The organism is Pandoraea soli (genome assembly GCF_902459595.1).
Lineage (GTDB): Bacteria > Pseudomonadota > Gammaproteobacteria > Burkholderiales > Burkholderiaceae > Pandoraea > Pandoraea cepalis.
The window spans coordinates 103392-126105 of the sequence record NZ_CABPSG010000002.1; the positions used below are offsets into that span (position 1 = coordinate 103392).

19 protein-coding genes are annotated in these 22714 nt (G+C 65.1%); 12 read left to right on the forward strand and 7 right to left on the reverse strand.

Going from position 1 to position 22714, the window contains the following annotated elements; genetic code table 11:
- Positions 1-90: 90 nt before the first annotated feature.
- The 9 genes from PSO31014_RS04445 (at position 91) to PSO31014_RS04485 (ending at position 9975) form a co-directional block, all read left to right on the forward strand.
- Complete coding sequence (locus PSO31014_RS04445) at positions 91-606, forward strand: LPS-assembly lipoprotein LptE (protein ID WP_174976387.1); 516 nt, start codon at positions 91-93, stop codon at positions 604-606.
- 11 nt (positions 607-617) lie between these two features.
- A complete protein-coding gene (holA, locus tag PSO31014_RS04450) occupies positions 618-1697 on the forward strand; it encodes a DNA polymerase III subunit delta (protein WP_150550521.1) in 1080 nt (359 codons plus the stop codon).
- A 209-nt stretch (positions 1698-1906) separates the two neighbouring features.
- On the forward strand, positions 1907-3175 hold the full coding sequence (locus PSO31014_RS04455) for a glutamate-5-semialdehyde dehydrogenase (RefSeq protein WP_150550522.1): 1269 nt from the start codon (positions 1907-1909) through the stop codon (positions 3173-3175).
- Positions 3176-3197: 22 nt separating this feature from the next.
- Positions 3198-3806 (forward strand): HutD/Ves family protein, encoded by a 609-nt coding sequence (locus PSO31014_RS04460; RefSeq protein ID WP_150550523.1) that lies wholly within the window; start codon positions 3198-3200, stop codon positions 3804-3806.
- Between the two features lie 228 nt (positions 3807-4034).
- Entirely contained in the window at positions 4035-4976 is a 942-nt protein-coding gene (locus PSO31014_RS04465; RefSeq protein WP_150550524.1) for an AraC family transcriptional regulator, read from the forward strand.
- A 171-nt stretch (positions 4977-5147) separates the two neighbouring features.
- On the forward strand, positions 5148-5591 hold the full coding sequence (locus tag PSO31014_RS04470) for a (2Fe-2S)-binding protein (protein WP_150550525.1): 444 nt from the start codon (positions 5148-5150) through the stop codon (positions 5589-5591).
- A gap of 16 nt (positions 5592-5607) precedes the next feature.
- Complete coding sequence (locus PSO31014_RS04475) at positions 5608-7866, forward strand: xanthine dehydrogenase family protein molybdopterin-binding subunit (RefSeq protein ID WP_425494850.1); 2259 nt, start codon at positions 5608-5610, stop codon at positions 7864-7866.
- Entirely contained in the window at positions 7866-8876 is a 1011-nt protein-coding gene (locus PSO31014_RS04480) for an XdhC family protein (RefSeq protein ID WP_150550527.1), read from the forward strand. The genes PSO31014_RS04475 and PSO31014_RS04480 overlap by 1 nt, the downstream gene beginning before the upstream one ends.
- A 43-nt stretch (positions 8877-8919) precedes the next feature.
- The gene (locus PSO31014_RS04485; RefSeq protein ID WP_174976388.1) at positions 8920-9975 is read left to right on the forward strand and encodes a porin; all 1056 of its coding nucleotides are present in this window, start codon (positions 8920-8922) and stop codon (positions 9973-9975) included.
- A gap of 90 nt (positions 9976-10065) precedes the next feature.
- Here the strand turns inward: PSO31014_RS04485 and purH are convergent, their stop codons facing one another.
- The 7 genes from purH to PSO31014_RS04520 all read right to left on the reverse strand — a co-directional run bounded on the left by purH (position 10066) and on the right by PSO31014_RS04520 (position 17695).
- Entirely contained in the window at positions 10066-11631 is a 1566-nt protein-coding gene (purH, locus tag PSO31014_RS04490) for a bifunctional phosphoribosylaminoimidazolecarboxamide formyltransferase/IMP cyclohydrolase (protein WP_150550529.1), read from the reverse strand.
- Positions 11632-11774: 143 nt separating this feature from the next.
- Positions 11775-12008 carry a Fis family transcriptional regulator gene (locus tag PSO31014_RS04495; protein WP_010803993.1) on the reverse strand — a complete coding sequence of 78 codons (234 nt, stop codon included), beginning with the start codon at positions 12006-12008 and terminating at the stop codon, positions 11775-11777.
- Positions 12005-13033, reverse strand: a complete 1029-nt coding sequence (gene dusB, locus PSO31014_RS04500; protein ID WP_425494847.1) for a tRNA dihydrouridine synthase DusB — start codon at positions 13031-13033, stop codon at positions 12005-12007. The genes PSO31014_RS04495 and dusB overlap by 4 nt, the downstream gene beginning before the upstream one ends.
- A 108-nt stretch (positions 13034-13141) precedes the next feature.
- Complete coding sequence (locus tag PSO31014_RS04505) at positions 13142-14476, reverse strand: UbiH/UbiF/VisC/COQ6 family ubiquinone biosynthesis hydroxylase (RefSeq protein WP_150550531.1); 1335 nt, start codon at positions 14474-14476, stop codon at positions 13142-13144.
- Positions 14476-15819: an aminopeptidase P N-terminal domain-containing protein gene (locus PSO31014_RS04510; protein WP_425494848.1), complete on the reverse strand. Its 1344-nt coding sequence runs from the start codon at positions 15817-15819 to the stop codon at positions 14476-14478. Before PSO31014_RS04510 ends, PSO31014_RS04505 begins: the two co-directional genes overlap by 1 nt.
- Positions 15820-15849: 30 nt before the next feature.
- Positions 15850-16590, reverse strand: a complete 741-nt coding sequence (gene murU, locus PSO31014_RS04515) for an N-acetylmuramate alpha-1-phosphate uridylyltransferase MurU (RefSeq protein WP_150550832.1) — start codon at positions 16588-16590, stop codon at positions 15850-15852.
- A gap of 19 nt (positions 16591-16609) precedes the next feature.
- A complete protein-coding gene (locus PSO31014_RS04520) occupies positions 16610-17695 on the reverse strand; it encodes an aminoglycoside phosphotransferase family protein (protein ID WP_174976389.1) in 1086 nt (361 codons plus the stop codon).
- Positions 17696-17909: 214 nt separating this feature from the next.
- Here PSO31014_RS04520 and PSO31014_RS04525 point away from each other — a divergent pair, with 214 nt between their 5' ends.
- From PSO31014_RS04525 to pdxA, 3 genes are read left to right on the forward strand one after another with little or no spacing between them, the layout of a single operon-like run.
- Positions 17910-20219 (forward strand): LPS-assembly protein LptD, encoded by a 2310-nt coding sequence (locus PSO31014_RS04525; RefSeq protein ID WP_174976390.1) that lies wholly within the window; start codon positions 17910-17912, stop codon positions 20217-20219.
- Complete coding sequence (locus tag PSO31014_RS04530; RefSeq protein WP_150550534.1) at positions 20212-21579, forward strand: peptidylprolyl isomerase; 1368 nt, start codon at positions 20212-20214, stop codon at positions 21577-21579. Before PSO31014_RS04525 ends, PSO31014_RS04530 begins: the two co-directional genes overlap by 8 nt.
- Positions 21580-21630: 51 nt before the next feature.
- Positions 21631-22710: a 4-hydroxythreonine-4-phosphate dehydrogenase PdxA gene (gene pdxA, locus PSO31014_RS04535; RefSeq protein WP_150550535.1), complete on the forward strand. Its 1080-nt coding sequence runs from the start codon at positions 21631-21633 to the stop codon at positions 22708-22710.
- Positions 22711-22714 lie beyond the last annotated feature (4 nt).

Here is a 22714-nt window from a genome sequence, read left to right on the forward strand (position 1 = left end):
CCGTTGCGGCCGCCGATTGATGAATTGATGACGTTTGGTGACAAGAGGGCACATCACGTGCAAATGACATCCGGACAACGAAGCGTCGGTATGGCGCGCAAAGTCTTCGGCGGCATCGCCTTGCTGAGTTGCGCGTTGATACTGTCGGCGTGCGGCTTCCAACTGCGCGGCGCGAGTGAGTATGCGTTCCACCGTTTGTATATCTCGGGCGGTGGCCAGATGGCGACCGATATCTCGCGCTACGTCCGTTACGGCAGCAAGGGCACCGTCGTGGTGACCGAGCCTAAGGATGCGGACGCACGCTTGGAAATCGTGAGCGCCACATCGTCGCGCACCGCGGTCAGTCTCGACGCCAACGGTCAGGCGCGCGAATATGAGATGCGGAGCGTTTTTACTTTTCAACTCGTGACACCGGACGGCCGACCGATCATCCCGTTGAGCACGATTAGCCTGACGCGCAATCTGCCGTACAGCGACAGCGAAACGACGGCGCGCGATGCCGAAGGCGCACTGCTGGGCCGAGACATGCAGAAGGACGCGGTCGCTCAGATCATTCGTCGCATGGAAGCGGTGAAATCCCTGCCGGCGACGAAGCCGGAAGAGTAACGTCTGCCATCATGCAACTGCGTCCCGACGCGCTCGACGCGCATCTCGCCAAGACCCTCTCGCCGATCTATACGATATACGGCGACGAGGGCCTGCTCGTTCAGGAGGCGGTGGATCGTGTACGCGCGGCGGCACGTGCGGGCGGTTTCACCGAGCGCGATGTGCTCAGCGTCGAGCGCAGCTTCGACTGGGGCGCGCTCGCCAACGCGGGCCAATCCATGTCGCTGTTCGGCGACCGCAAACTCATCGAGTTACGCATTCCCGGCGGAAAACCGGGCAAGGACGGCGGCGCAGCGCTCAAGGCGCACGCCAGTGCCGCGAACAGCGACGTCCTGACCATTGTCACGTTGCCCCGGCTCGATGCGGCAGCGACCAAATCCGATTGGTTCACGGCGCTCGATCGCGAGGGCGTGACGATCAAGATCGACCCGGTCGACCGGAGCCGTCTGCCGGACTGGATTGCGCAGCGTCTCGCGGCACAAGGGCAGCGCGTCGAAGCCGGTGAGCCGGGACGACGCGTGCTCCAGTTCATCGCGGATCGCGTCGAGGGCAACCTGCTGGCGGCCCATCAGGAGATTCAGAAGCTCGGTCTGCTCTATCCGGCGGGTGCGCTCGCGTTCGAGCAAGTGCAGGATGCCGTGATGAACGTGGCGCGCTACGACGTCTTCAAACTCAGTGAAGCCGTCCTGGCAGGCGATACCGCCCGGCTGGTGCGCATGCTCGACGGTCTGCGCGGCGAGGGCGAAGCGGCACCGCTGGTCTTGTGGGCATTGACCGAAGAAGTGCGCACGCTCACCAAGATCACGCGCGGGATGGCGGCGGGCAAGCCGCTTGCGATGTTGTTGCGCGAGTATCGGGTCTGGGGGCCGCGGGAGCGTCTGATGGAGCAGGCGGTCCACCGCGTCACACCTGCCAAGCTGGCGCAGGCGCTGCAGTTGGCCGCGCGTCTTGACCGGCAGGTCAAGGGGCTGCGGGCCGACGGTCTGTCCGGCGACCCGTGGGACGGCATGCTGCAACTCGGGCTGCTGCTCGCGGGCGAGCGACCGCCGATGGCGCGCTCCGCTCGCGCACCCCGTCCGGTGCACGCGTAGACCGCGCCCAAGCGCCGCCAAACGCCGGAGCCCACCTCCCCGGGGCCCGGGAACCGCGCCAGCAAGATCCCCACAATTGACGGACAATCTGGCGCATAACTGGCGACGTGCCGTGTGCCACCGCCCGAATTTCGTGACGATGGCCGTCACCGAAGACCCACCGAATGCACTGGCGATTGCGTCGCCGAGAGAACTGCGAAACAGACGATATGGATATCAAAGCCTACATGCAATCGTTGGGCCAGCGGGCCCGTGAGGCGTCGCGTGCCATGGCGCGTGCCGACACCGCTGCCAAGAATCGCGCGCTGCTCGCGATTGCCGATGCCATCGAGCGCGATGGCGCGGCGTTGCAGGACGTGAATCGCCGCGATCTCGAGCGCGCCTGCGCCAATGGTCAGGACGCCGCGTTCATCGACCGTCTCACGCTGTCGGACAAGGCGCTGCGCACGATGATCGACGGACTGCGTCAGATCGCGGGCCTGTCGGATCCCATCGGCGAGATCAGCAACGTGCGCGTGCAGCCGAGCGGTATTCAGGTCGGTCAGATGCGCGTGCCGCTGGGCGTCATCGGCATCATTTACGAATCCCGTCCCAACGTGACCATCGACGCGGCCGCGCTTTGCCTGAAGTCGGGCAACGCGACCATTCTGCGCGGCGGGTCCGAAGCCATCGAGAGCAACACGGCGCTGGCCGCCCTCATCGCGCAGGCGCTCGCGGCGAGCGGGTTGCCCGGTGACGCCGTGCAGGTCGTGAGCACGCCCGACCGTGCAGCGGTCGGCGAACTCATCACGATGACCGACTATGTGGACGTGATCGTGCCGCGCGGCGGCAAGAGTCTGATCGCGCGATTGATGCAGGACGCGCGCGTGCCGATGATCAAGCACCTCGACGGCATCTGCCATGTCTACGTCGACGGTCGCGCCGATCCGGCGAAGGCGCTGGCGATTTGCGAGAACGCCAAGACGCATCGCTATGGCACCTGCAACACGATGGAAACGTTACTTATCGACCAACGGGCCATCGACCAGTTGCCCGCCATCGCGCGCATGTTCCAGGATAAGCAGGTCGAGTTGCGCGGTTGCGAACGAACGCTGGCGGCGCTCAGCGACGCCGGCATGACCGGCGTGGTGGCGGCGACCGAAGCGGATTGGTCTACGGAATATCTGGCACCGGTGCTGGCGCTGAAGATCGTCGATGGCATGGCGCCAGCTATCGCGCACATCAATCGCTACGGCTCGCATCACACCGATGCCATCGTGACCGAGGATTACTCCGCCGCCATGCAATTCCTGCGCGAAGTCGATTCCGCGAGCGTGATGATCAACGCGAGCACGCGTTTCGCCGACGGCTTCGAATTCGGTCTGGGCGCCGAGATCGGTATCTCGAACGACAAGCTGCACGCCCGCGGTCCGGTGGGTCTCGAGGGCCTGACGAGTCTGAAGTACGTCGTGTTCGGACACGGCGAAGTCCGCCAGTAAGCCAATTCGTCAGAGACGTCGCATGAAACTGCAAATGCTCGGCCCGGCCGATTTTCAGAAGATGCCGTGGAAGAACGGCCTGGGGGTCACGACCGAGCTGGCGGTGGCGCGACGTCCCGGTGAAGACGGCTTCGATTGGCGCATCAGCACGGCCACGGTCGCGAGCCCGGGACCGTTCTCCGTGTTCCCGGGCATCGATCGCTCGCTGGCCATCGCGCGGGGCGGCACGCTCACGCTTACTGTCGAAGGCCGCCCGGACGTCACGCTCTCGACGCGCACGCCTCCATACGCCTTCGGCGGCGAGTTGGCGGTAAGCGGCACACCGATGCTGGAGACGTCCGGTGTGCCCATCGACGACTTCAATGTCATGACACGTCGCGCCGCATGGCAGCACACGCTGGCGCAGCATCGGCTCGAGGGAGACGCCGTGACGTGGTCGCTGCCAACGGACGCCGACGCCGTCGCCTTCCTTTACTGTGCGCAAGGGAAGGTGCGGGCAGTCTTCGGGGACGGCCAAGCCGTGAGCGTTCCCGAGGAACATGCGCTTCGCGTCGACGGTGGTGATGTCTGTGAACTGCGGGCCGAGGCAAGCCCTGCCCACCTCTTCCTGACGACGCTCTCGCGACGTTGAACCCCCTGGCCTGTGCCGCGCAGACGCTTACAGGCCGGTCCCACCCCATCCCGTCTGCTCGCGTGACGCCGCGCCCCAACGCGCGCCCTTCGTCGTCTTCGTATTTTCCCTAGGCCGATCCCGATACTTTTCCAGTCAGCGAAACGGCATACTTCGATTTATCCATATATAAATCAAAGTTCCACCCATGAGACGAATAAATCTTCACGTCATGCAAGGCGGGGTGGCATGGATCCGCTGAGCGACGTTCTCAACGATCTGCGGGCGGATGCGGTCGTGACAGGTCGCTTCACGTTCGGGGCCCCCTGGTCGCTGCGCAAGCCCGCGATGGACGGTGCGCCGTTTCGCACGGCGACGGGAGAGCCGTTCTATCTCGTCGTGGCTGGCATGGCGCCGGTGCGCGTGGAGCCGGGCGACTGCGTGCTGTTGCCGCATGGACACGAGCACGTGATGTGCTCGTCGCTGGACGAGCCGCCGGTGGTCTTCGAGCAATTGATGACGGCGCAGGGTATCGAGCCCCGGCTCGACACACCTCTCGCGTTCCGCGCGGGCGGCGCGGGGCCGGTGAGCGACCTCTACACGGGCGTAGTGATGTTCCGTGAGCGCGTGCGCAATCCCTTGCTCGCGTCGCTGCCGCCGCTCATCCATATCCGCGCTGGCGATCCGGCCGTTCCCGCGCGGCTGACCACGACCCTGGCGGGCTTCATCGAGGAGTCGATGCAGCGCGGTGCGGGATGGCGCGTGGCCGTCGCGCGTCTGGCCGACGTGCTGTTCATCCAGATCCTGCGTGCCTATCTCGGTGCCAGCGGCGGCGCGACGACGCATTGGCTGCGCGGCATGACCGATCCGCAATTGGGACGCGCCATCGCCTCGATGCACGACGCGCCGCAAAGGCCTTGGACGGTCGAGCAACTGGCCGACATCGCCGGCATGTCGCGCTCGAAGTTCTGCCTGCGCTTTCGCGAACTCGTGGGTGAATCGCCGATGTCGTATCTCACGACGCATCGCATGTACCTGGCTGCGGAGCGTCTGGCGGGCGCGGGCGTGCGCATCGCCGATGTGGCCGATGCCGTCGGCTACGCGTCGGAGAAGGCGTTCACCCGCGCCTTTCGTCGCTGCTACGGCTTGCCGCCGCGCGAATATCTCAGACACTGCGGCCCGGCCAACTGACGCGACTGTCGCGCCTCGCGCGTGAGGGTTTTCCCGTCTCTGGACGAACGGCATCCTTTTCGGGCCGAGCGGTCGTTGTTCGCCAATTTTCTCGTTGTGAGAATTCACTCACCCTCTGCCAGCGCGTCGTTAGGCACGCCGGGGCAGCGGGCAGTCACAACGGGAGAGTCAATGGAATTCCAACTCAACGGGCGGCCCTTCGTCTTCGACGGCGATGACGGCACGCCTTTGCTGTGGGTCATCCGCGATGCCGCGGGGTTGACCGGCACCAAATACGGCTGCGGTATCGGCGCATGTGGTGCCTGCACGGTGCACCTCGATGGCGTAGCCACGCGCACCTGTGTGCTGCCGGTCTCGGCGGCGGCGGGCAGGCACATCACGACCATCGAGGCCCTGTCGCCCACACGCGCGCATCCGATCCAGCAGGCGTGGATCGCCACGGATGTGCCGCAGTGCGGCTACTGCCAGTCCGGCATGGTGATGGCCGCGGCGGCGCTGCTCGACAAGCATCCGCATCCGACCGATGCCCAGATCGACGAGGCGATGACCAACCTCTGCCGTTGCGCGACCTATCACCGTGTCCGGGAGGCGATCCATGCCGCTGCAAAACGCTGAGCGCACCACGGCCGATGTGAACGAGGCTGCTTCCCATGCCCCCGCGTCGCCGTCCCGCCGTCACTGGCTCAAAGGGATGTCGCTGGCAGCGGGCAGTCTGCTGGTTCCGATTTCGGCGTCGTGGGTGGCCAGTCCCGACGCGCGTGCGGCGGGCGAGACCCTTGTCGAAATCAACGACTGGATCCGCATCGATGCCGACGGCACGACGGTGCTCGGTCTCTCGCAATGCGAAGTCGGACAGGGGGTCTACACCGGTTTGCCCCAGGTGCTGGCCGATGAACTCGACGCCGATTGGCGCCGGGTGCGCGTCGAATTCGTGACCGCGCGCGACGCCTACCGAACGGCTGCGGCCAACGAGGCGTTGCAGCAGTTCGTGGGGGCGTCGATGTCGGCGACGTTGTTCTACGAGCGTCTGCGAATCGCCGGGGCGCAAGCGCGTGAAGCCTTGGTTGCCGTGGCTGCACGCCGGTTCGGCGTTCGCACGACCAACTGTGTGACGCATGAGGGCCGCGTCGTCCATCCGCAATCGGGCCGCTCGCTCAGCTACGGTGAGCTGGCCGCCGAGGCCGCGAAGCTGCCGCTCAATTCGCATCCGCGATTGAAGAACGAAGCCGCCCATGCATTGATCGGGAAGTCGGTGTCGCGTCTCGATACGCCGTCGAAGGTCGATGGCTCGGCCGTCTTCGGTATCGATGTGAAGGTGCCTGGCATGCTCGTCGGCGCCGTGCGCATGGCGCCGACCACAGGTGGCGTCCCGCTGTCGGTGCGCAATCGCGACGCAATCAAGTCGCGCAAGGGAGTGCACGACGTCGTGCAGGCGAAGGACGCCGTCATCGTCGTCGCTAACGATTACTGGTGTGCAAAGCAAGCGTGCGATGCCCTCGATATCGAATGGAAATCGGGCGCCGCGGACGACAGCGCGACGATACTCGCGCAGCGCCGTGCCGCGCTTGTCGATGGGAAGGCGGGCGTTGCGACCGACGTCGGCGATGCCCCGGGCCTTATCGCTGCTGGTGTCTCAGGTGCTGCCGGCGGCAAGCGCGTGACGGCCGAATACCACACTCCGTACATCGTCCACGCGACGATGGAGCCGGTGAACGCCACCGTGCACGTGCGCAAGGCGCAGGGTGAGATCGAGGTCTGGGGGCCGATCCAGGGGCAGGACAAAGTTCGCTGGGCCCTAGGCGGCATCTTCAAGCTGCCACCGGAGAAGGTCATCGTGCACACGACCTTCCTCGGCGGCAGTTTCGGACGCAAATACGTGCCCGATTTCGTGATCCATGCGGCGGTGGCATCGGCGGCGGTCGGGCGTCCCGTCAAGGTGATCCGCTCGCGCGAAGACGACATACGACACGGCTTCTATCGTCCCTGCGCCTCCGGTCGTTTCGAGGCGGTGCTCGGTCACGACGGGCTGCCCACGGCGCTGCATGCGCGTGTGGCCGGGCAGTCGCTCTACAACGTCATCAAGAAGGACCACTACGAGAAGGCCGGCTATGACGAGACCATGCTCGACGGGCTCTACGACCTCGCGTACGCGGTACCGAACCTGCGCGTCGAAGGCATCGACGTGCCGCAGCCCAACATTCCCGTGAGCTTCATGCGCTCGGTCGGCTCGACGTCGAGTGTGTTCTTTCTCGAGAGCTTTATCGACGAGATGGCCGACGCGGCCGGCGTCGATCCGGTCGAGTATCGCAAGCGACTGCTCAAACACGATGCGCTGGCAACGCGGGTGATCGAGACGACGGCGGCGTCTGCCGGTTGGCACACGTTGGCGAAGCCCGGCGTGCACCGCGGGTTCGGCTACTGCACCTATACCGGACGCGGTGCGGCCTTCTCGACCTATGTCGCGCTCGCCGTGGAGCTGCGTGTCGTGAACGAGCGCTTCAAGATCGAACGCGTTGTGTGCGGCGTCGATTGCGGCCGTGCAATCAACCCGAACCTGATCCGCGCGAACATCGAAGGCGGCATCGGATTTGCGCTCACCAATACGTTCAAGAGCCAGATTACCTTCGCCAACGGCGGCGTGGAGCAAAGCAACTTCGGCGACTATCCGCTGCTGTATCTCGTCGAGATGCCGACGATCGAGACGGTGATCGTGCCGAGCGACCGCCCGCCGCAGGGGTGTGGCGAAGTGTCGTTGCCGCCGGTGGCGCCGGCGGTGGCGCAGGCGATTCGTCGCGCCACCGGTGTGCGGGCGCGTTCGATGCCGCTGCCGCAGACCGTTGCGCAGGCGCGCGCGCTCGCCCGTGAAGCGCATGACGAGGAACACACCTGATGGACGCGCTCGACGCTGAAGTGCTCGATGCCGTCGCTCGCTGGCAGGCGCAAGGCGACGACGTGCTGCTCGCGAGCGTCGCGCGGACATGGGGCTCGGCGCCGCGTTCCGTCGGCGCGATGATGGCGCTCGCCACGCGCGGGCGCGTCGCCGGGTCGGTCTCGGGCGGTTGCATCGAGGACGACCTGCTCGCGAAGGTCGCCGGCGGGTTCCGGCCAGGCTTGCGACCTCACTTGCAGACGTACGGCCTTAACGCCGATGAGGCGCATCGCTTCGGCTTGCCGTGCGGCGGCACGCTCGAATTGGTCGTCGAGCGCGTGACCCCGCGCAGCGGGCTCGACGCCATGCGCGAGGCCATCGGCCACGGTCGACTCGGGGTGCGCGAGCTGGATCTGCGCACGGGGGTGGCGCGTGTGCGCAGCGTTACGCAGCCGGCAGCGTTCGACTATTCGCCAACGCGTCTGACGGTGCCGTTCGGCCCGCGTTGGCGAATCATCGTGATCGGCGACGGGCAACTGACGCAGCATCTGGTGACGATGGCGGTGCCGCTGGGTTATCGGGTCGTCGTCTGCGATCCCCGCGATATCCACGAGGTGACGCGAGACGCGATGGGCAGTGCCCACGTCTCGCATTCGCGGGAGATGCCGGACGACCTGATTGCGCGTTTGCGTCCCGACGGCCATACGGCGATTGTCGCGCTCACGCACGATCCGAAGCTCGACGACATGGCGCTGCTCGAAGCGCTCAAGTCCGACGCGTTCTACGTCGGTGCGATCGGCTCGCGCCGCAATCAGGCGTCGCGTCGCGAGCGTCTGGCGATGTTCGATCTGAGCGCCGCGCAGATTGCCCGCTTGCACGGGCCGGTCGGCCTGCCGCTCGGGGCGCGCACGCCGCCGGAAATCGCGCTGGCGATTCTGGCGGAGATCACCGGGCTGCGCAACGGCGTCTCAAATGCCGTCTCAGTCGGTCACTTGCAGGGAAGCCGTGAATGTCGAACGCGTATTGCATGAGACGGTCGTAATTCGTAGTCCAATATAAAAAATGGGGAATGTCATGAAACACAAGGTTTGGTTGGCAATGGCGTTGACGTTTGCGGCGGGCTGCGCCAAAGCGGATGGGCTGCAGATCTACGGCATTCTGGACAACAGTCTGGAATACCTCAGTAACGCAGCCGCTGGCGCGAACGGCAGCAAGGCGTCACTCTTTCGCTTGAGCAACGGCTCTCAGGCAGCGAATCGCTTCGGCTTCAAGGGGGCGGAAGATCTAGGCGGTGGGCTCAAGGCGATCATGCAGCTCGAAGCAGGGTTCAATCTCGACTCGGGACAGCTCCAGCAGGGCGGACGCATGTTTGGCCGCCAGGCGTACGTGGGTTTGCAGAATCAATGGGGGGCACTGACCGTCGGCCGACAGAAGAACCTGATTTACGATGCGTTCCTCGAACTCGATCCGCTTTCGTACTACAGCTATTCGCTGCCCGGACTCGATGCTCAGTTCGTTGGCAAGGCCGATAACTCGATCAAGTACGCCGGAAACTTCAACGGCATCAAGGTCGCAGGCCTGTTCTCGACGGGGTACGACGCCAGCATTGCCAATGGTGCGCAGGTGCCGGGGCAGTGGCGTGTGGGCAAGGAGTACAGCGTGTCGGTCGGGTACGGAAACGGTCCGCTCAATGTCTCGCTGGTGTACGACCAGCAACGTGGCACGTCGGTCACGACGCAGGGCAATACCACGCAGCGGGTGGCGGCGGGGGCGAGCTATGCCGTCGGTAACTTCAAGCCGTTCGTGGGATATCAGTGGTATCTGAGCGACGTGCCCGGCGTCGCGGGCCGCAATGAACTCATCTTCGCCGGGTTGCAGTACCGGCCCGTGACCGAAGTGATTCTCTCGGGGGCGATCTACTACAACAACATCACGTCGGCCAATCAACATCCGTTTTTGCTGGCGGCCAATGCGGCGTATCTGCTTTCCAAGCGCACACAACTGTTCGCGGAAGTCGGTTTCTCGCGCAATCAGAACGGCTCCAATCTGGGGGTGACCGGCTACGGCGCAAGCATCCTGCCGGGTAGCAATCAGGTCGGTGTGGCCGTGGGTCTCGCGCACTACTTCTGAGGCAGAGAAAAAGAAAGGACACCCGGGGGATCCTGGGTGCCCTCTCATATCGCTTGTCGATGACCCGGCGAGGGCCATCGCGGCGAGGGCTTAGTGACGGAAGTGACGCGTGCCCGTCATCAGCATGGCGACGTTGCGCTCGTCGGCCGCGGCGATGACTTCGTCGTCGCGCATCGAGCCGCCCGGGTGAATCACGCAGGTCGCGCCTGCGTCGACCACCACGTCGAGGCCGTCACGGAACGGGAAGAAGGCGTCCGAGGCCACCGCGGAGCCGCTCAGCGACAGGCCGGCGTTCTGGGCCTTGATGCTGGCGATGCGCGCCGAGTCGACACGGCTCATCTGACCGGCGCCCACGCCCAGCGTCATACCGCCGGCGCAGAACACGATGGCGTTCGACTTCACGTACTTGGCCACGCGCCAGGCGAAGAGCAGGTCTTCCATTTCCTTCGGCGTCGGATGACGCTTCGTCACCACGCGCAGTTCATGCGGGGCCACGTTCTTCGCATCCGGCGACTGCACCAGCAGGCCACCGCCCACACGCTTGAAATCGTACTGATTCACGCCGTTGCCGAGCGGCACTTCGAGAAGACGCACATTCTGCTTGGCCGCAAAGACTTGCTTGGCGGCGTCGGTGAACGACGGCGCGAGCAGCACTTCCACGAACTGCTTGGCGACGGTTTGTGCGGCGGCTTCGTCGACTTCACGGTTGAACGCGATGATGCCGCCGAAGGCCGACGTCGGGTCGGTCTGGAACGCCTTGGCATAGGCTTCGACCGGCGATGCGGCCACGGCCACGCCACAAGGATTGGCGTGCTTGATGATGACGCAGGCAGGCGCGTCGAACGTCTTCACGCATTCCCACGCGGCATCGGCGTCGGCGATGTTGTTGTACGACAGTTCCTTGCCCTGGAGCTGGCGATAGTTCGCCAGCGAGCCTTCCGGCGTGACGATGTCGCGATAGAACGCGGCGCTCTGATGCGGGTTCTCGCCGTAGCGCATGTCCTGCACCTTCGTGTACGCGAGATTCAGCGTGGCCGGGTAGGCGGAGCGCTCGGTGTGGCGCAGCGACTCGCCCAGGCTCGTGAGGTAGTTCGTGATCGCGCCGTCGTACTGCGCCGTGTGAGCGAACACCTTCGTGGCCAGACGGAAGTTCGTGGCGTAGCCGACCGTGTTGCCGTTCGCCTTCATTTCGTCGAGCACCACGGCGTAGTCGGCCGGATCGACGATCACGGTGACATCGCGATGGTTCTTCGCGGCCGAGCGCAGCATCGTCGGGCCGCCGATGTCGATGTTCTCGATGGCGTCTTCGAGCGAGCAGTCATCGCGCGCGATGGTCTGCACGAACGGGTACAGGTTCACCACGAGCAGGTCGATCGTCGGAATGTCGTGCTTCGCGAGCGCGGCCATGTGCTCGGGCAGGTCGCGGCGGGCCAGAATGCCGCCGTGAACCTTCGGATGCAGCGTCTTCACGCGTCCGTCGAGCATTTCCGGGAAGCCGGTGTAGTCGGCCACTTCGGTCACCTTGAGGCCGGCTTCCGCCAGCAACTTGGCGGTGCCGCCAGTGGAGAGGAGCGACACGCCCTGGGCAGCGAGCGACTTGGCGAAGTCGACGATGCCGGTCTTGTCGGAGACGGAAATGAGAGCTTGCTTGATCATGACGGACGGTAGTGAAGCGGCAAAAACGGGCGATGTGGGCAAATGGGGCGGGCACCATGCGGCGTCGTCGACGCAGGTGCGCCCCGCGATGGGGCTGACGGGCGGCGCGCGGGTCTAGACGGCCTCCCGTTCGCGCGCAACGGCTAGAGCAGGCCGTGCTGCTGCAACTTCTTGCGCAGCGTGTTGCGGTTGATCCCCAGATATTCTGCAGCGAGCGACTGGTTGCCGTCGGCCTTGCCGAGCACGAACTCGAGCAGCGGCTTCTCGACGACCGAGACGACCATATCGTAGACATCGTGTGGCCGTGCGCCATCCAGATCGCGGAAATACGAATCCAGACTGTCGCGCACGCATTGTTCTATGTTTGTTTTGCTCATGCGGCTAATAGCTCCCTCGGCGATTCTTGTTCATAGCAGAGACGGTCCGAGTGCGCCTTCTGCTGTTCGAAAAACTCGTTGACCGCAGCCAACTGGTCCTGCGTGGTGTCGAGCGTATTCATACGCTGGCGGAACGTGGCTGCCCCCGGCAGGCCACGCGAATACCACGCGATATGCTTGCGCGCGGTCCGCACACCGGTGTATTCCCCGTAAAACTCGTAATGATCCTCGAGGTGTTCGTTCATGATTTGCTGAATCTCGTCGACGCGCGGCGGCAAGGCGATCTCGCCCGTCGTGAGAAACAGCTCGATGTCGCGGAACAACCACGGACGCCCTTGGGCGGCGCGCCCGATCATGATGGCGTCCGCGCCCGTGACGTCCAGCACATGCCTGGCTTTTTGCGCCGAGTCGATATCGCCGTTGGCGACGACCGGAATGCGGGCCGCAGCCTTGACGGCGGCGATGGTCTCGTACTCCGCGTCGCCGTGGTACAGGTCGGCGCGCGTGCGGCCGTGCACCGTGAGCATGCTGATGCCGCAGTCTTCGGCGATACGGGCGACCGTGAGGGCGTTTTTGTGGTCGCGATCCCAGCCTGTGCGAATCTTCAGCGTGACCGGTACCACATCGCCCACGGCGCCGACGACGGCGGACACGATGCGGGCAACGAGCGGTTCGTTTTGGAGCAGGGCCGAACCGGCGGCGACGTTGCACACCTTCTTGGCCGGACAGCCCATGTTGATGTCGATGATCTGGGCGCCGCGCTCCACGTTGTAGCGGGCGGCCTCGGCCATCATGGCCGGGTCGGCACCTGCGATCTGCACGGAGATCGGCGCGACTTCGCCCGCGTGATTGGCGCGGCGCATCGTCTTCTCGCTCTTCCAGAGCTGGGCGTTCGAGGCCACCATCTCCGAGACGGCATAGCCCGCACCGAGTCGTTTGCACAACTGGCGGAACGGCCGATCCGTCACACCCGCCATGGGGGCGACGAACAGGTTATTGCGAAGTTCGTGGGGGCCGATATGCACGATGAAGGGAAAAGGCGGGAAAAAGTTGGCATTTTACTGCGAAAACCCATTCTCGTCGCCTAAAAAATGAGCAGGCGGTTCGATCGTCGCACCGGGCAATCCAGACACTCAGCCGCGCTGGCCGAACATCATCTGGCGGGCAAAGGCCGTTTTGAGCGGCGGAACGAGGTCGAGGCTGGCGAGGGCCACACTGCGCAGCAGGGCGACCGGGGCTGCGTCGATGCCGAAGACGCGGGGCAACAGGTCGGTGATGCGGATCGTGAGACTCCGGTCGGCGCGGCGCCGGCGGGCGAAGTCGGTCAGCGCCGCGGGGCCCGGCACGCCGTGGTGTGGCGGGCCGCCGCGAATGTCACGAACGAGGGCGTCGGCCAGGTCGAAGGCGTCGCGCAGGCCGAGATTCAGCCCTTGTCCCGCCACCGGGTGGAGCGTTTGCGCGGCGTTGCCGATGGCGGCGATACGGCCGTCGACGACATGGCCAAGCGCGTTGAGGCCCAGCGGGAAACCCGCACGGCCAACAATCGAGGTGAACCGGCCCATGCGGTCGCCGAAGGCGGCGTGCAGCTCGCCCAGGAACTGGGCATCGTCCAGTTCGCGCCGACGTTTCGCCTCGGCGTGCGGGCAGCACCACACCAACGCGTAACCGTTTTCCTGCGGCAGCAGGGCCAGCGGGCCGTCCGGCGTGAAGCGCTCCCATGCCCAGCCGATGCGCGGCCGCTCGCAGGTAACAAACCCGACGAGGGCCGTCTGACCGTAATCGCGCGCGTGAGGGCGCGCCATCTGACGCTCGAACAGACCACCTTCCGCATTGACGGCCAGGGCGGCGTGCAGCGTTTGGGCGCGATCGTCGACGGACGTGCCGAGGGTCATGGTGACTTGCTGTGCGTCCTGGCTTAGGGCGATGGCCCGATAGGGGCGGAAGTGATGCAGACCCGGTCGATCCGGTGCGGGCAACGCGTCGGCCCCCTCCGGCGAGGCGGACGCTGGCGGCGGCGCGTGTTCGACGCGCCCGGGAACGCGCGACATGGCGGCGTCCAGTGCGCGCATCAGGGCGCCGTATCGCACCACGTAACCGAGTGCGGGGACGCGGTGATCGAGATAATCAATTTCCGTGCTGCCGAAGCGTCGCGCTTGCGAGACGTGAATATGTTGAATCGGTGTGCTGTCGAGCCCGGACGCGTTGTGCGGCCAGGCGCCGGCGCGCGCGAGAATCTGGCGGCTGCCATGCGAGAGCGCGAGGGTGCGCGGGTCGTCGTACCCGGCCTGCGCGCCGCGCGCGTCCACCAGCGCGATCCGTAGCTGCGGCGCGCGCTGCGCGAGCAGAAGCGCGAGTGCCGTGCCGACGGGGCCGGCGCCAACGATCGCCAGATCGAACCGACGCGCGCGACCGGCGTCCGCCACGGGGGCGGCGTGGGCGGAGACAGCGGGGGCCTGAGCGTCAGTCATCAGCCACGCATCAGCGCTTCGATCTCGTCGGCATCGACCGGCACGTCGCGCGTGAGCAGCGTGCAGCCGTCGGCGGTCACGACCGCATCGTCCTCGATGCGAATGCCGATGTTCCAGTAGCGCTCGTCGATGTCCGGCGCGGGACGCACGTAGATGCCTGGCTCGATGGTCGTCACCATGTTCGCGGTCAGCGTGCGCCACGGACGTTCGCCGTTCGGACCCTCCTCGCGGTACTCGCCGCAGTCGTGGACGTCCATGCCGATCCAGTGCCCCGTGCGATGCATGTAGAAGCGGCTGAACGACTTGTTGGCGATCACGTCGTCGAGGCCGCCCACCGCATCGCGCTTGAGCAGGCCCGTGTCGAGCATGCCTTGGGCAAGCACGCGCACGGCGGCGTCGTGGGGAGCGTCGAAGCGCACGCCTGCGCGCGTCACGTCGATAGCGGCCTGTTGCGAGGCGAGCACAATGTCATACAGCTCGCGCTGTGCCGCGGTGAACTTCCCGTTGACCGGGAACGTGCGCGTGATGTCCGATGCGTAGCCATCGAGTTCGCAAGCGGCATCGATCAGGCATAGATCGCCGTCGCGCAGCTTGGCGTCGCCGGCGCGATAGTGCAGCACCGTCGCATTGGCGCCGGTGGCGACAATCGAACCGTAAGCGGGGAATTGCGAGCCGTTGCGGCGGAATTCGTACAGCAGCTCGGCTTCGAGGTGATATTCGCGCAGCCCCGGGCGCGACGCCTTCATCGCACGCACATGGGCTTCTGCCGAAATCTTGCCCGCGCGCGCCATGATGTCGATTTCGACGGGGTCTTTGACCAGACGCATCTCATCGAGGATCGCGCGGATATCGCGTGCGGCAGACGGTGCCGACACGCCCGTTCGGCCCTGCGCGCGCACCGCGCTCAGCCAGTGACGGACCTGACGATCCTGCTGTGCCGACGCCCCGAGCGCATAGAACAGTGCCGGGGCGTCGGCGAGCAGTTGCGGCACGCGTGTATCGATCTCGTCGATGGGGTAGGCGGCGTCGAATCCGAAGGTCTCGCGCGCGGCTTCCGGGCCGTAGCGATAGCCGTCCCAGATCTCGCGTTCTTCGTTCTTCGCGCGGCAGAACAGGATGGAATGACCCGTGCGGCTGTCGAGCACCACGACCGCATCGGGCTCCGTGAAGCCTGACAGGTAATAAAAATAACTGTCGTGACGATAGGGATAGTCGCTGTCGCGGTTGCGCGGCACTTCGGGCGCGGTCGGCAGAATGGCGACGCCGCCACCGGCCTTGCGCATCTGTTCGATGACGCGCTCGCGGCGGGCGCGGTACGGGGAATCAGTCATCGCGGGCTCCATTTCGGTCGGTACGGTCGATTGAAAACGTCGTCAGGCGATTCTACTGCCGGGTGGGCGGTTGTGCCGGGCTTGCACGTCGGCATCCAAGGCGACGAGTTGTGCCGGGGTGCCAACGTTTTCCCACAGACCATCGAAGCGCTCGCCGCTCACATGCCCTGCGGCGATCGAGCGCTGGTACAGCGGCGTGAGCGCCATGCGCGTGCCCGAGGCGATGTCGGCAAAGAGCCGAAGGTCGTACAGCGCGATGCTGCCGAACGTCAGCGCCTGGGCCGTGGGCGGCGCGGCGTCGGGGAGATACAGTTGGCCAGCCGGGTCGAGGGCGAAGTCACCTTTCGGATGAAACGGTGGGTTCGGCACCATCACCAGGTGCATGCCGGGCGTAGGCTGCGCGGCCATGCGTGCCGCGTGAGGGCGCAACGCCGCGTAGTCGAACGAGGTGAAAATATCGCCCGCGATCGCCAGGAACACGTCGCCGGCGCCTTCGAGCAAGGGGCGTGCGCAGGCGATTCCGCCGGCGGTTTCCAGGGCTTCGCGCTCGGCCGAGTACGCAAGCCGAACGCCGAATGCGCGGCCGTCGCCGAGCGCGGCCTCGATCTGCGCGCCCAGCCAGGCGTGATTGATCACGATATCCGTGAACCCCGCGCGCGCCAGCGCTTCGATCTGCCAGACGATGATCGGCTTGCCGCCAACACCGAGCATTGGCTTGGGCGTGGCGTCGGTGAGCGGGCGCATGCGCTCGCCGCGCCCGGCCGCGAAGATCATCGCCTTCATTGCGGACATGCGGTGCGCCTCAGAACGTGTAGCCGACATCCGTCTGCTGGCCAGTCAGTGCATCGAGCAACTGGGCCAGCGGGCGGAGCGGCGCGTAGCGGTCGGCGACCTTGCGCGCGTAGCCGAGGAAGCGCGGCGTGTCGGCCAGATAGCGCGGCTTGCCGTCACGATAGTTGATGCGCGCGAAAATACCGAGCACCTTCAGATGGCGCTGCAGCCCCATCCATTCCGCCTGACGGTAGAACTCGCCGAAGTCGGCGTCGACCGGCAGGCCGGCCTTGCGGGCGCGTTCCCAGTAATACGCCAGCCAATCGAGCTGACGTTCCTCGTCCCAACTGAGGAAGGCGTCGCGCATCAGCGAGATCACGTCGTACGTGAGCGGTCCGTAGACGGCGTCCTGGAAGTCGAGAATGCCGGGGCCCGTGGTGCCCGGCAGGCCCGGCATCAGATTGCGCGGCATGTAATCGCGGTGCACGAACACCTTGGGTTGCGCGAGCGCATTGTCGATGAGCAACTGATTGACGCGGTCGAGCGTCGCCCGTTGGTCCGCGCTCAGTGTCACCTTCAGGTGCTTGCCAACGTACCAGTCCGGGAACAGATCGAGCTCGCGCTGGAGCAGTGCCGTGTCGTAGGCGGGCAGCACGTCCGGGCGGGACTGCATCTGCCAGACGATCAGCGCATCGAGCGCGGCACGCATGAGCGGGCGGGCATTGTCCTCGTTGATGACGTCGAGATACGTCTCGCGCCCGAGGTCCGTGAGCAGCAGGAAACCCTGCGCAAGATCTTCGGCGAGCACCTTCGGGGCCTGCAGGCCCGCGTCGGCGAGCAATTGGGCGACGTGCACGAACGGACGGCAATCCTCCTGCGGCGGCGGCGCGTCCATCACGATCAGGCTCGGATGGGCAGGATCGTGACTGCCGATACGGAAGTAGCGCCGGAAACTGGCGTCCGCGGAGGCCGGCGCCCACTGCGCCATGTCGAGCGCGAACGGTTCGGCGATGCTGGCGAGCCAATGGCCGAGGGCTTGCAGGCGAGAATCGGTGGCGTTGGAGAGCGCGTGGGAAGCGTCGGAAACACTCGCGGAGGCGGTGGGATGTGCGGTCATGATGGGGGTCGTAAACGTCTTGCCATATAATACCCGATCATGTTTTCCAGACGCCCTGTTTCTCGACCTCGATCGACCGTCCCGAATGTCCCGGCAACGCCGTGCAGACATGCGGGATTGGCTGCCTGCAAGCGGCGCCTCGATTGTCACGCTGTTTGCGTACATGCCGGATAAACAAGTCCATACGAATGATGTTTCTTCGCTGCGGCGCCTGATGCGCGCGCGCCGAAAGCCACTGGCACTCCTGCTCTCCCTGCCGGGCGTGTGGTGTTCGCTCGCCGGTGCGCAGGAAGCCCCCCCTCCCGATATTGCCAAGAGCGACGGTTTGATGTTGCGCACGGTGCCGGCGCTCGTCGACAACCCGTTGGGCGCCGGTGAAGACGTGCCGATGTATGTGCGCGGCATGCACCTCACCGGCCGGACCAACGTGGATGCGACGGTCGATGGCGACGCCGAGGCGCGCAAGTACCGTTCGTTCGTGAAGGGCGATCGCCTCACGTACGATCAGGACTCTGACGAGGTCGTGGCGCGTGGCAATGCGCGCTTGTCGCAAGGGGGCAATCTGTTCCTCGGCCCCGAGGCGCATATGTACACCGGTGCGGGCGACGGCTATATGCTGACGCCGACCTACAAGCTCGTGACGGGCGGTGGCGGAAAGTCGGAGCGCGCGGACGTCGAGGCGAGCAATGTGGTGACCCTGCAGCGCGGCACGTATTCCGCCTGCGCATGCACGGACGACGGCAAGACGCCGGCCTGGTACATCAAGGCGTCCGAGTTCGAGTTCGATCAGGAGCAGCAGGAAGGCACGGCGTACAACGGCATCCTGTTCTTCCAGGGCGTGCCGATTCTGGCCAGCCCGTATTTGTCGTTCCCGACGTCGAACGAGCGCCGCTCGGGTTTCCTGGCACCGACCTTCACTCAGTCGAGCCGCACCGGCTTCGAGCTGGCGACGCCGTATTACTTCAATATCGCGCCGAACCGTGACCTGACGCTCACCCCCCGCTTCATGACCAAGCGCGGTGTGATGCTCAACGGCGATTTCCGCTACCTCGAGCCGACATACGCAGGGTTGTTCCATTTCGAATACCTGCCGAAGGACCGAATTACGGGGGACGCCCGTTACACGTTCACATGGCAGCATAGCCAGTCGCTCGGCTACGGCGTGAATGGCTACGTCAACTTCACGAAGGTCTCGGACGACACCTATCCAGACGATTTCGGTGCCGGTACCAACTTCCAGACCGGTGTGCAGCGTGTCTACAATCGCGAAGCCGGGTTGACGTGGGGGTACGGCAATTGGTCGTTCCTCGCTCGAGTGCTGAAGTATCAGACGCTCGCGCCGACCGCGCCGCAGTATGAGTCGGTGCCGGAACTGTCGGCGACCTACAACAAGCTGGACTTCCACGGCTTCGATTTCACGATGCCGATCAAGTACAACCGGTTCCAGATTGCGTCGTCGACGGGGCAGCCAAATGGCGAGCGCCTTTATGCGCAGCCGACGTTGAGCTACCCGATCCTGACCCCTGGCTACTTTATCGTGCCGAAGGTCATCTTCAACGCGGCCGCGTACAACATCGATTATCCGAACGGCTCGACGATGCAGTCGTCGATCACGCGCACGGTGCCGACGGTCAGCCTTGATACCGGACTGACGTTCGAGCGCCCGCTGAACCTGTTCGGCTCGGCGATGCGGCAGACGCTGGAACCGCGCCTGTTCTATGTCTACACGCCATATCGAAATCAGAGTTCCATTCCGATTTTCGACAGCGCGGTCTCCGACTTCAACCTGGCGGAAATCTTCAGCGAGAACTCGTTCATCGGTGTCGACCGGATTCAGGATGCCAATCGCGTGACGGCGGCACTGACCTCGCGCCTGATCGATGCGGAATCGGGGGTGGAACGAGGCCGTGTCTGGTACGCGCAGCGCTACAACTTCACACGCTCGCTCGTGACGATGCCGGGCGGCACGCCGGAAGACGCTGGCATTTCCGACTTCCTGGTCGGGGGTTCGGCGTTGCTATACAGAAACATCACGTTCAGCACCGCCGTGCAATACAGCCCGAGCACGTCGGAGTTCAACCGGTCGGATGTCGGGGTGACATGGCGCCCGGGGGAGCGACGGGTGTTCAACGTGTATTACCGCTACCTGCGAAACCCCGTGCCGGTCGTGGGACAAACGGCGTTGACCGTCACGCCGATCAATCAGGTCGAACTTTCCGGTCAGTGGCCGATCACACCGCGGTTGGGCGTTGTGGGGCGATTGAACTACAGCATTACCGACAAGACCTTCATCGATGCCCTGGCGGGTTTCGAGTATGATGCCGACTGCTGGGCCTTCCGGGTGGGGCTCCAGCGCTACGCGACCAATGCCACCACGACAACTTCGCGTATCTTCGCGCAGTTGGAGCTAAAAGGCTTGACGAAGTCCGGCAACAGCGCCACAGAAGCCTTCAAGGTCGGGGTGCCGGGATATCAGGCACCGCCGACGAACCAGATTCCTTCTCGATTCAGCAACTATGAATGACATGTTTGTGAAGCGTGCCTCGCTGCTGGCGAGCCTGTGTCTCGCCGCCGGGGTGGCGGTGGCCCAGCCGGCGCCGGTCGGTGCCCGTGTCGCGGGAACGCCTGCGTCGTCAGTGCGCGCGGTCGATTCCATCGTGGCCGTGGTCAACGACAGCGTGATTACCCGCAAGGAACTCGACGCGCGTATCGAGGAGGCCAAGCACCAGCTCGTGCTGGCCAAGCGCCCGATTCCGGACGCCGATCTGCTGCAACGCCAGGTGCTCGAGCAATTGATCGTCACGCAAGTGCAGCTTCAACGCGCGAAGGAAGACGGCATCGTCGTGAAGGACGCCGACGTCGAGCAGGCCCTGCAACGCATCGCCGCCGACAACCATCTGAGCATCGATCAGTACAAGGCGCGACTGTCGCAGGCCGGTGTGCCATGGGACGCTTTCCGCAAGGAAGTGCGCGAACAGATCGTGATGGCACGCCTGCGCGATCGCGAAGTCGACAGCCAGGTGCAGGTCAGCGATTCGGAAGTCAACACCTTCCTCGCCGCACAGCGCGGTGCCACGGCGACGCCGTCCGAGACTGAGTACCGCCTGAGCGAAATCCTCGTGAAGCTGCCCGAGGGTGCGTCGCCCGACCAGGTGAGCGCGGCGCAGAAGAAGGCTGACGAAGCGCTCGACAAGGCGAAAGCCGGCGGAGATTTCGCGGCGCTTGCCAAGCAGTATTCGGATGCCTCCGATGCCGCCAGCGGTGGCGACATGGGCTTCCGCATTCCCGAACGTATTCCCGATCTGTATCTGAGCCAGATTCAGAAGCTGAAGCCAGGGACGGTGGTCCCGCAGGTGCTTCGCAGCGACAACGGTTTCCACGTCATCAAGCTGGTCGAGACCCGCAAACAGGGTGGAGAGCAGGGCATGACCGTGCCGCAGATCCATGCGCGTCACATCCTGATCCGGGTGGGCGATGGGGTGTCGGAAGCGCAGGCGCGTCAAAAGCTGCTCGACATCAAGGCCAAGATCGAAGCGGGCAAGGGCGATTTCGCGGACTTCGCGCGACAGTTCTCGGTGGACGGCTCGGCATCGCAGGGCGGTGATCTTGGCTGGATTTCGCCGGGTGAGACCGTGCCGGCATTCGAGCGCGCCATGTCCGAACTCAAGGACGGTCAGATCAGCGACCCCGTGCGCTCGGAGTATGGCTATCACCTGATTCAAGTGCTGGGTCATCGCGAGACACAGGTCTCGGGCGATCAGGAGCGCAATGTCGCCATGCAGGAACTGCGTGGCCGCAAGGCCGAACAGCAGTACCGCGACTGGTTGCAGCAACTGCGCGACAGTGCTTACGTCGACTATCGTCTCAATAACGCGCAGCAGTAAGCGGCGTGTGAGACATTTCACTCCCCCTCTCCTTTCTCTCTCGTCCCAGGCATGACTTCCGACCGGTCCTTCGTCCTCGCCATCACCACGGGTGAACCGGCGGGCGTCGGGCCGGAGTTGACGGTGCAGGCACTCGCGAAGTGCCTGTCGCCGGCGGAAGGTGCCACCGCCGTCAGCGTCGACGCCCCCCTTGCCCGTTGCCAGTTCGCCGTGCTCGGCGATGCGTCGCTGCTCGCTGCACGCGCGCAGGCCGTGGGGCTCGGCGACGCGTGGCAGGCATTGCTGGCCGCTGCTCGCGTACGTGTGGTGCATCATCCGCTCGCCGTCACGGCGCAGCCCGGGAAGCTCGACGCCGCCAACGGTCGTTACGTGCTGGCCTTGCTCGACGATGCCATCGATGGTGCGCTGGCGGGCACGTATGACGCCGTCGTCACGGCGCCGCTGCAGAAGAGCACGATCAATGACTGCGGCGTGGCTTTCACCGGCCACACCGAGTATCTTGCCGAGCGCACCGGCACGCCACGCGTCGTGATGATGCTGGCCGGCGGCGGACTGCGCGTGGCGCTGGCGACGACGCACCTGCCGCTCGCGCAAGTGCCGGGCGCGATTCGTCGCGACGATCTGCTGAAAACGCTCGTCATCCTCAATCAGGATCTGATGCGTCATTTCGGCGTGACGCGTCCGCGCATTCTCGTCACCGGACTCAATCCGCACGCAGGGGAGTCGGGCTACCTCGGCCGCGAGGAAATCGACGTCATTACGCCGGCCCTCGACGACGCACGCGCCGCAGGCATCGACGCCCGCGGCCCGTATCCCGCCGATACACTCTTCCAGCCACGCTATCTCGAAGGGGCCGATGCGGTCCTCGCGATGTACCACGACCAGGGCCTGCCGGTGCTCAAGTACGCGAGCTTTGGCGCAGGCGTGAACATCACGCTTGGCCTGCCGATCATCCGCACGTCGGTCGATCACGGCACGGCACTCGATCTCGCGGGTACCGGGCATGCCGAGAGCGGCAGCCTGCTTGAAGCATTGCGTACGGCGGCCACCATGGCGGCCAACGCCGCGACACACGCATCATTGACCGCAGGCGCGAGCGGCGATCCGCACGCCCCAAAACCGCGTTCATAAGGAA

Excerpts from the sequence above, each read along its gene's own strand:
- PSO31014_RS04495 (WP_010803993.1), bottom strand. The coding sequence starts at position 12,008 with ATGAGCAAAACAAACATAGAACAATGCGTGCGCGACAGTCTGGATTCG.
- purH (WP_150550529.1), bottom strand. The coding sequence starts at position 11,631 with ATGATCAAGCAAGCTCTCATTTCCGTCTCCGACAAGACCGGCATCGTC.
- PSO31014_RS04465 (WP_150550524.1), top strand. The coding sequence starts at position 4,035 with ATGGATCCGCTGAGCGACGTTCTCAACGATCTGCGGGCGGATGCGGTC.
- PSO31014_RS04510 (WP_425494848.1), bottom strand. The coding sequence starts at position 15,819 with ATGGAGCCCGCGATGACTGATTCCCCGTACCGCGCCCGCCGCGAGCGC.
- PSO31014_RS04520 (WP_174976389.1), bottom strand. The coding sequence starts at position 17,695 with ATGACCGCACATCCCACCGCCTCCGCGAGTGTTTCCGACGCTTCCCAC.
- murU (WP_150550832.1), bottom strand. The coding sequence starts at position 16,590 with ATGAAGGCGATGATCTTCGCGGCCGGGCGCGGCGAGCGCATGCGCCCG.
- PSO31014_RS04445 (WP_174976387.1), top strand. The coding sequence starts at position 91 with ATGGCGCGCAAAGTCTTCGGCGGCATCGCCTTGCTGAGTTGCGCGTTG.
- pdxA (WP_150550535.1), top strand. The coding sequence starts at position 21,631 with ATGACTTCCGACCGGTCCTTCGTCCTCGCCATCACCACGGGTGAACCG.
- holA (WP_150550521.1), top strand. The coding sequence starts at position 618 with ATGCAACTGCGTCCCGACGCGCTCGACGCGCATCTCGCCAAGACCCTC.
- PSO31014_RS04525 (WP_174976390.1), top strand. The coding sequence starts at position 17,910 with ATGCGCGCGCGCCGAAAGCCACTGGCACTCCTGCTCTCCCTGCCGGGC.
- PSO31014_RS04485 (WP_174976388.1), top strand. The coding sequence starts at position 8,920 with ATGAAACACAAGGTTTGGTTGGCAATGGCGTTGACGTTTGCGGCGGGC.
- PSO31014_RS04480 (WP_150550527.1), top strand. The coding sequence starts at position 7,866 with ATGGACGCGCTCGACGCTGAAGTGCTCGATGCCGTCGCTCGCTGGCAG.
- PSO31014_RS04505 (WP_150550531.1), bottom strand. The coding sequence starts at position 14,476 with ATGACTGACGCTCAGGCCCCCGCTGTCTCCGCCCACGCCGCCCCCGTG.
- PSO31014_RS04460 (WP_150550523.1), top strand. The coding sequence starts at position 3,198 with ATGAAACTGCAAATGCTCGGCCCGGCCGATTTTCAGAAGATGCCGTGG.
- PSO31014_RS04455 (WP_150550522.1), top strand. The coding sequence starts at position 1,907 with ATGGATATCAAAGCCTACATGCAATCGTTGGGCCAGCGGGCCCGTGAG.
- PSO31014_RS04530 (WP_150550534.1), top strand. The coding sequence starts at position 20,212 with ATGAATGACATGTTTGTGAAGCGTGCCTCGCTGCTGGCGAGCCTGTGT.
- PSO31014_RS04470 (WP_150550525.1), top strand. The coding sequence starts at position 5,148 with ATGGAATTCCAACTCAACGGGCGGCCCTTCGTCTTCGACGGCGATGAC.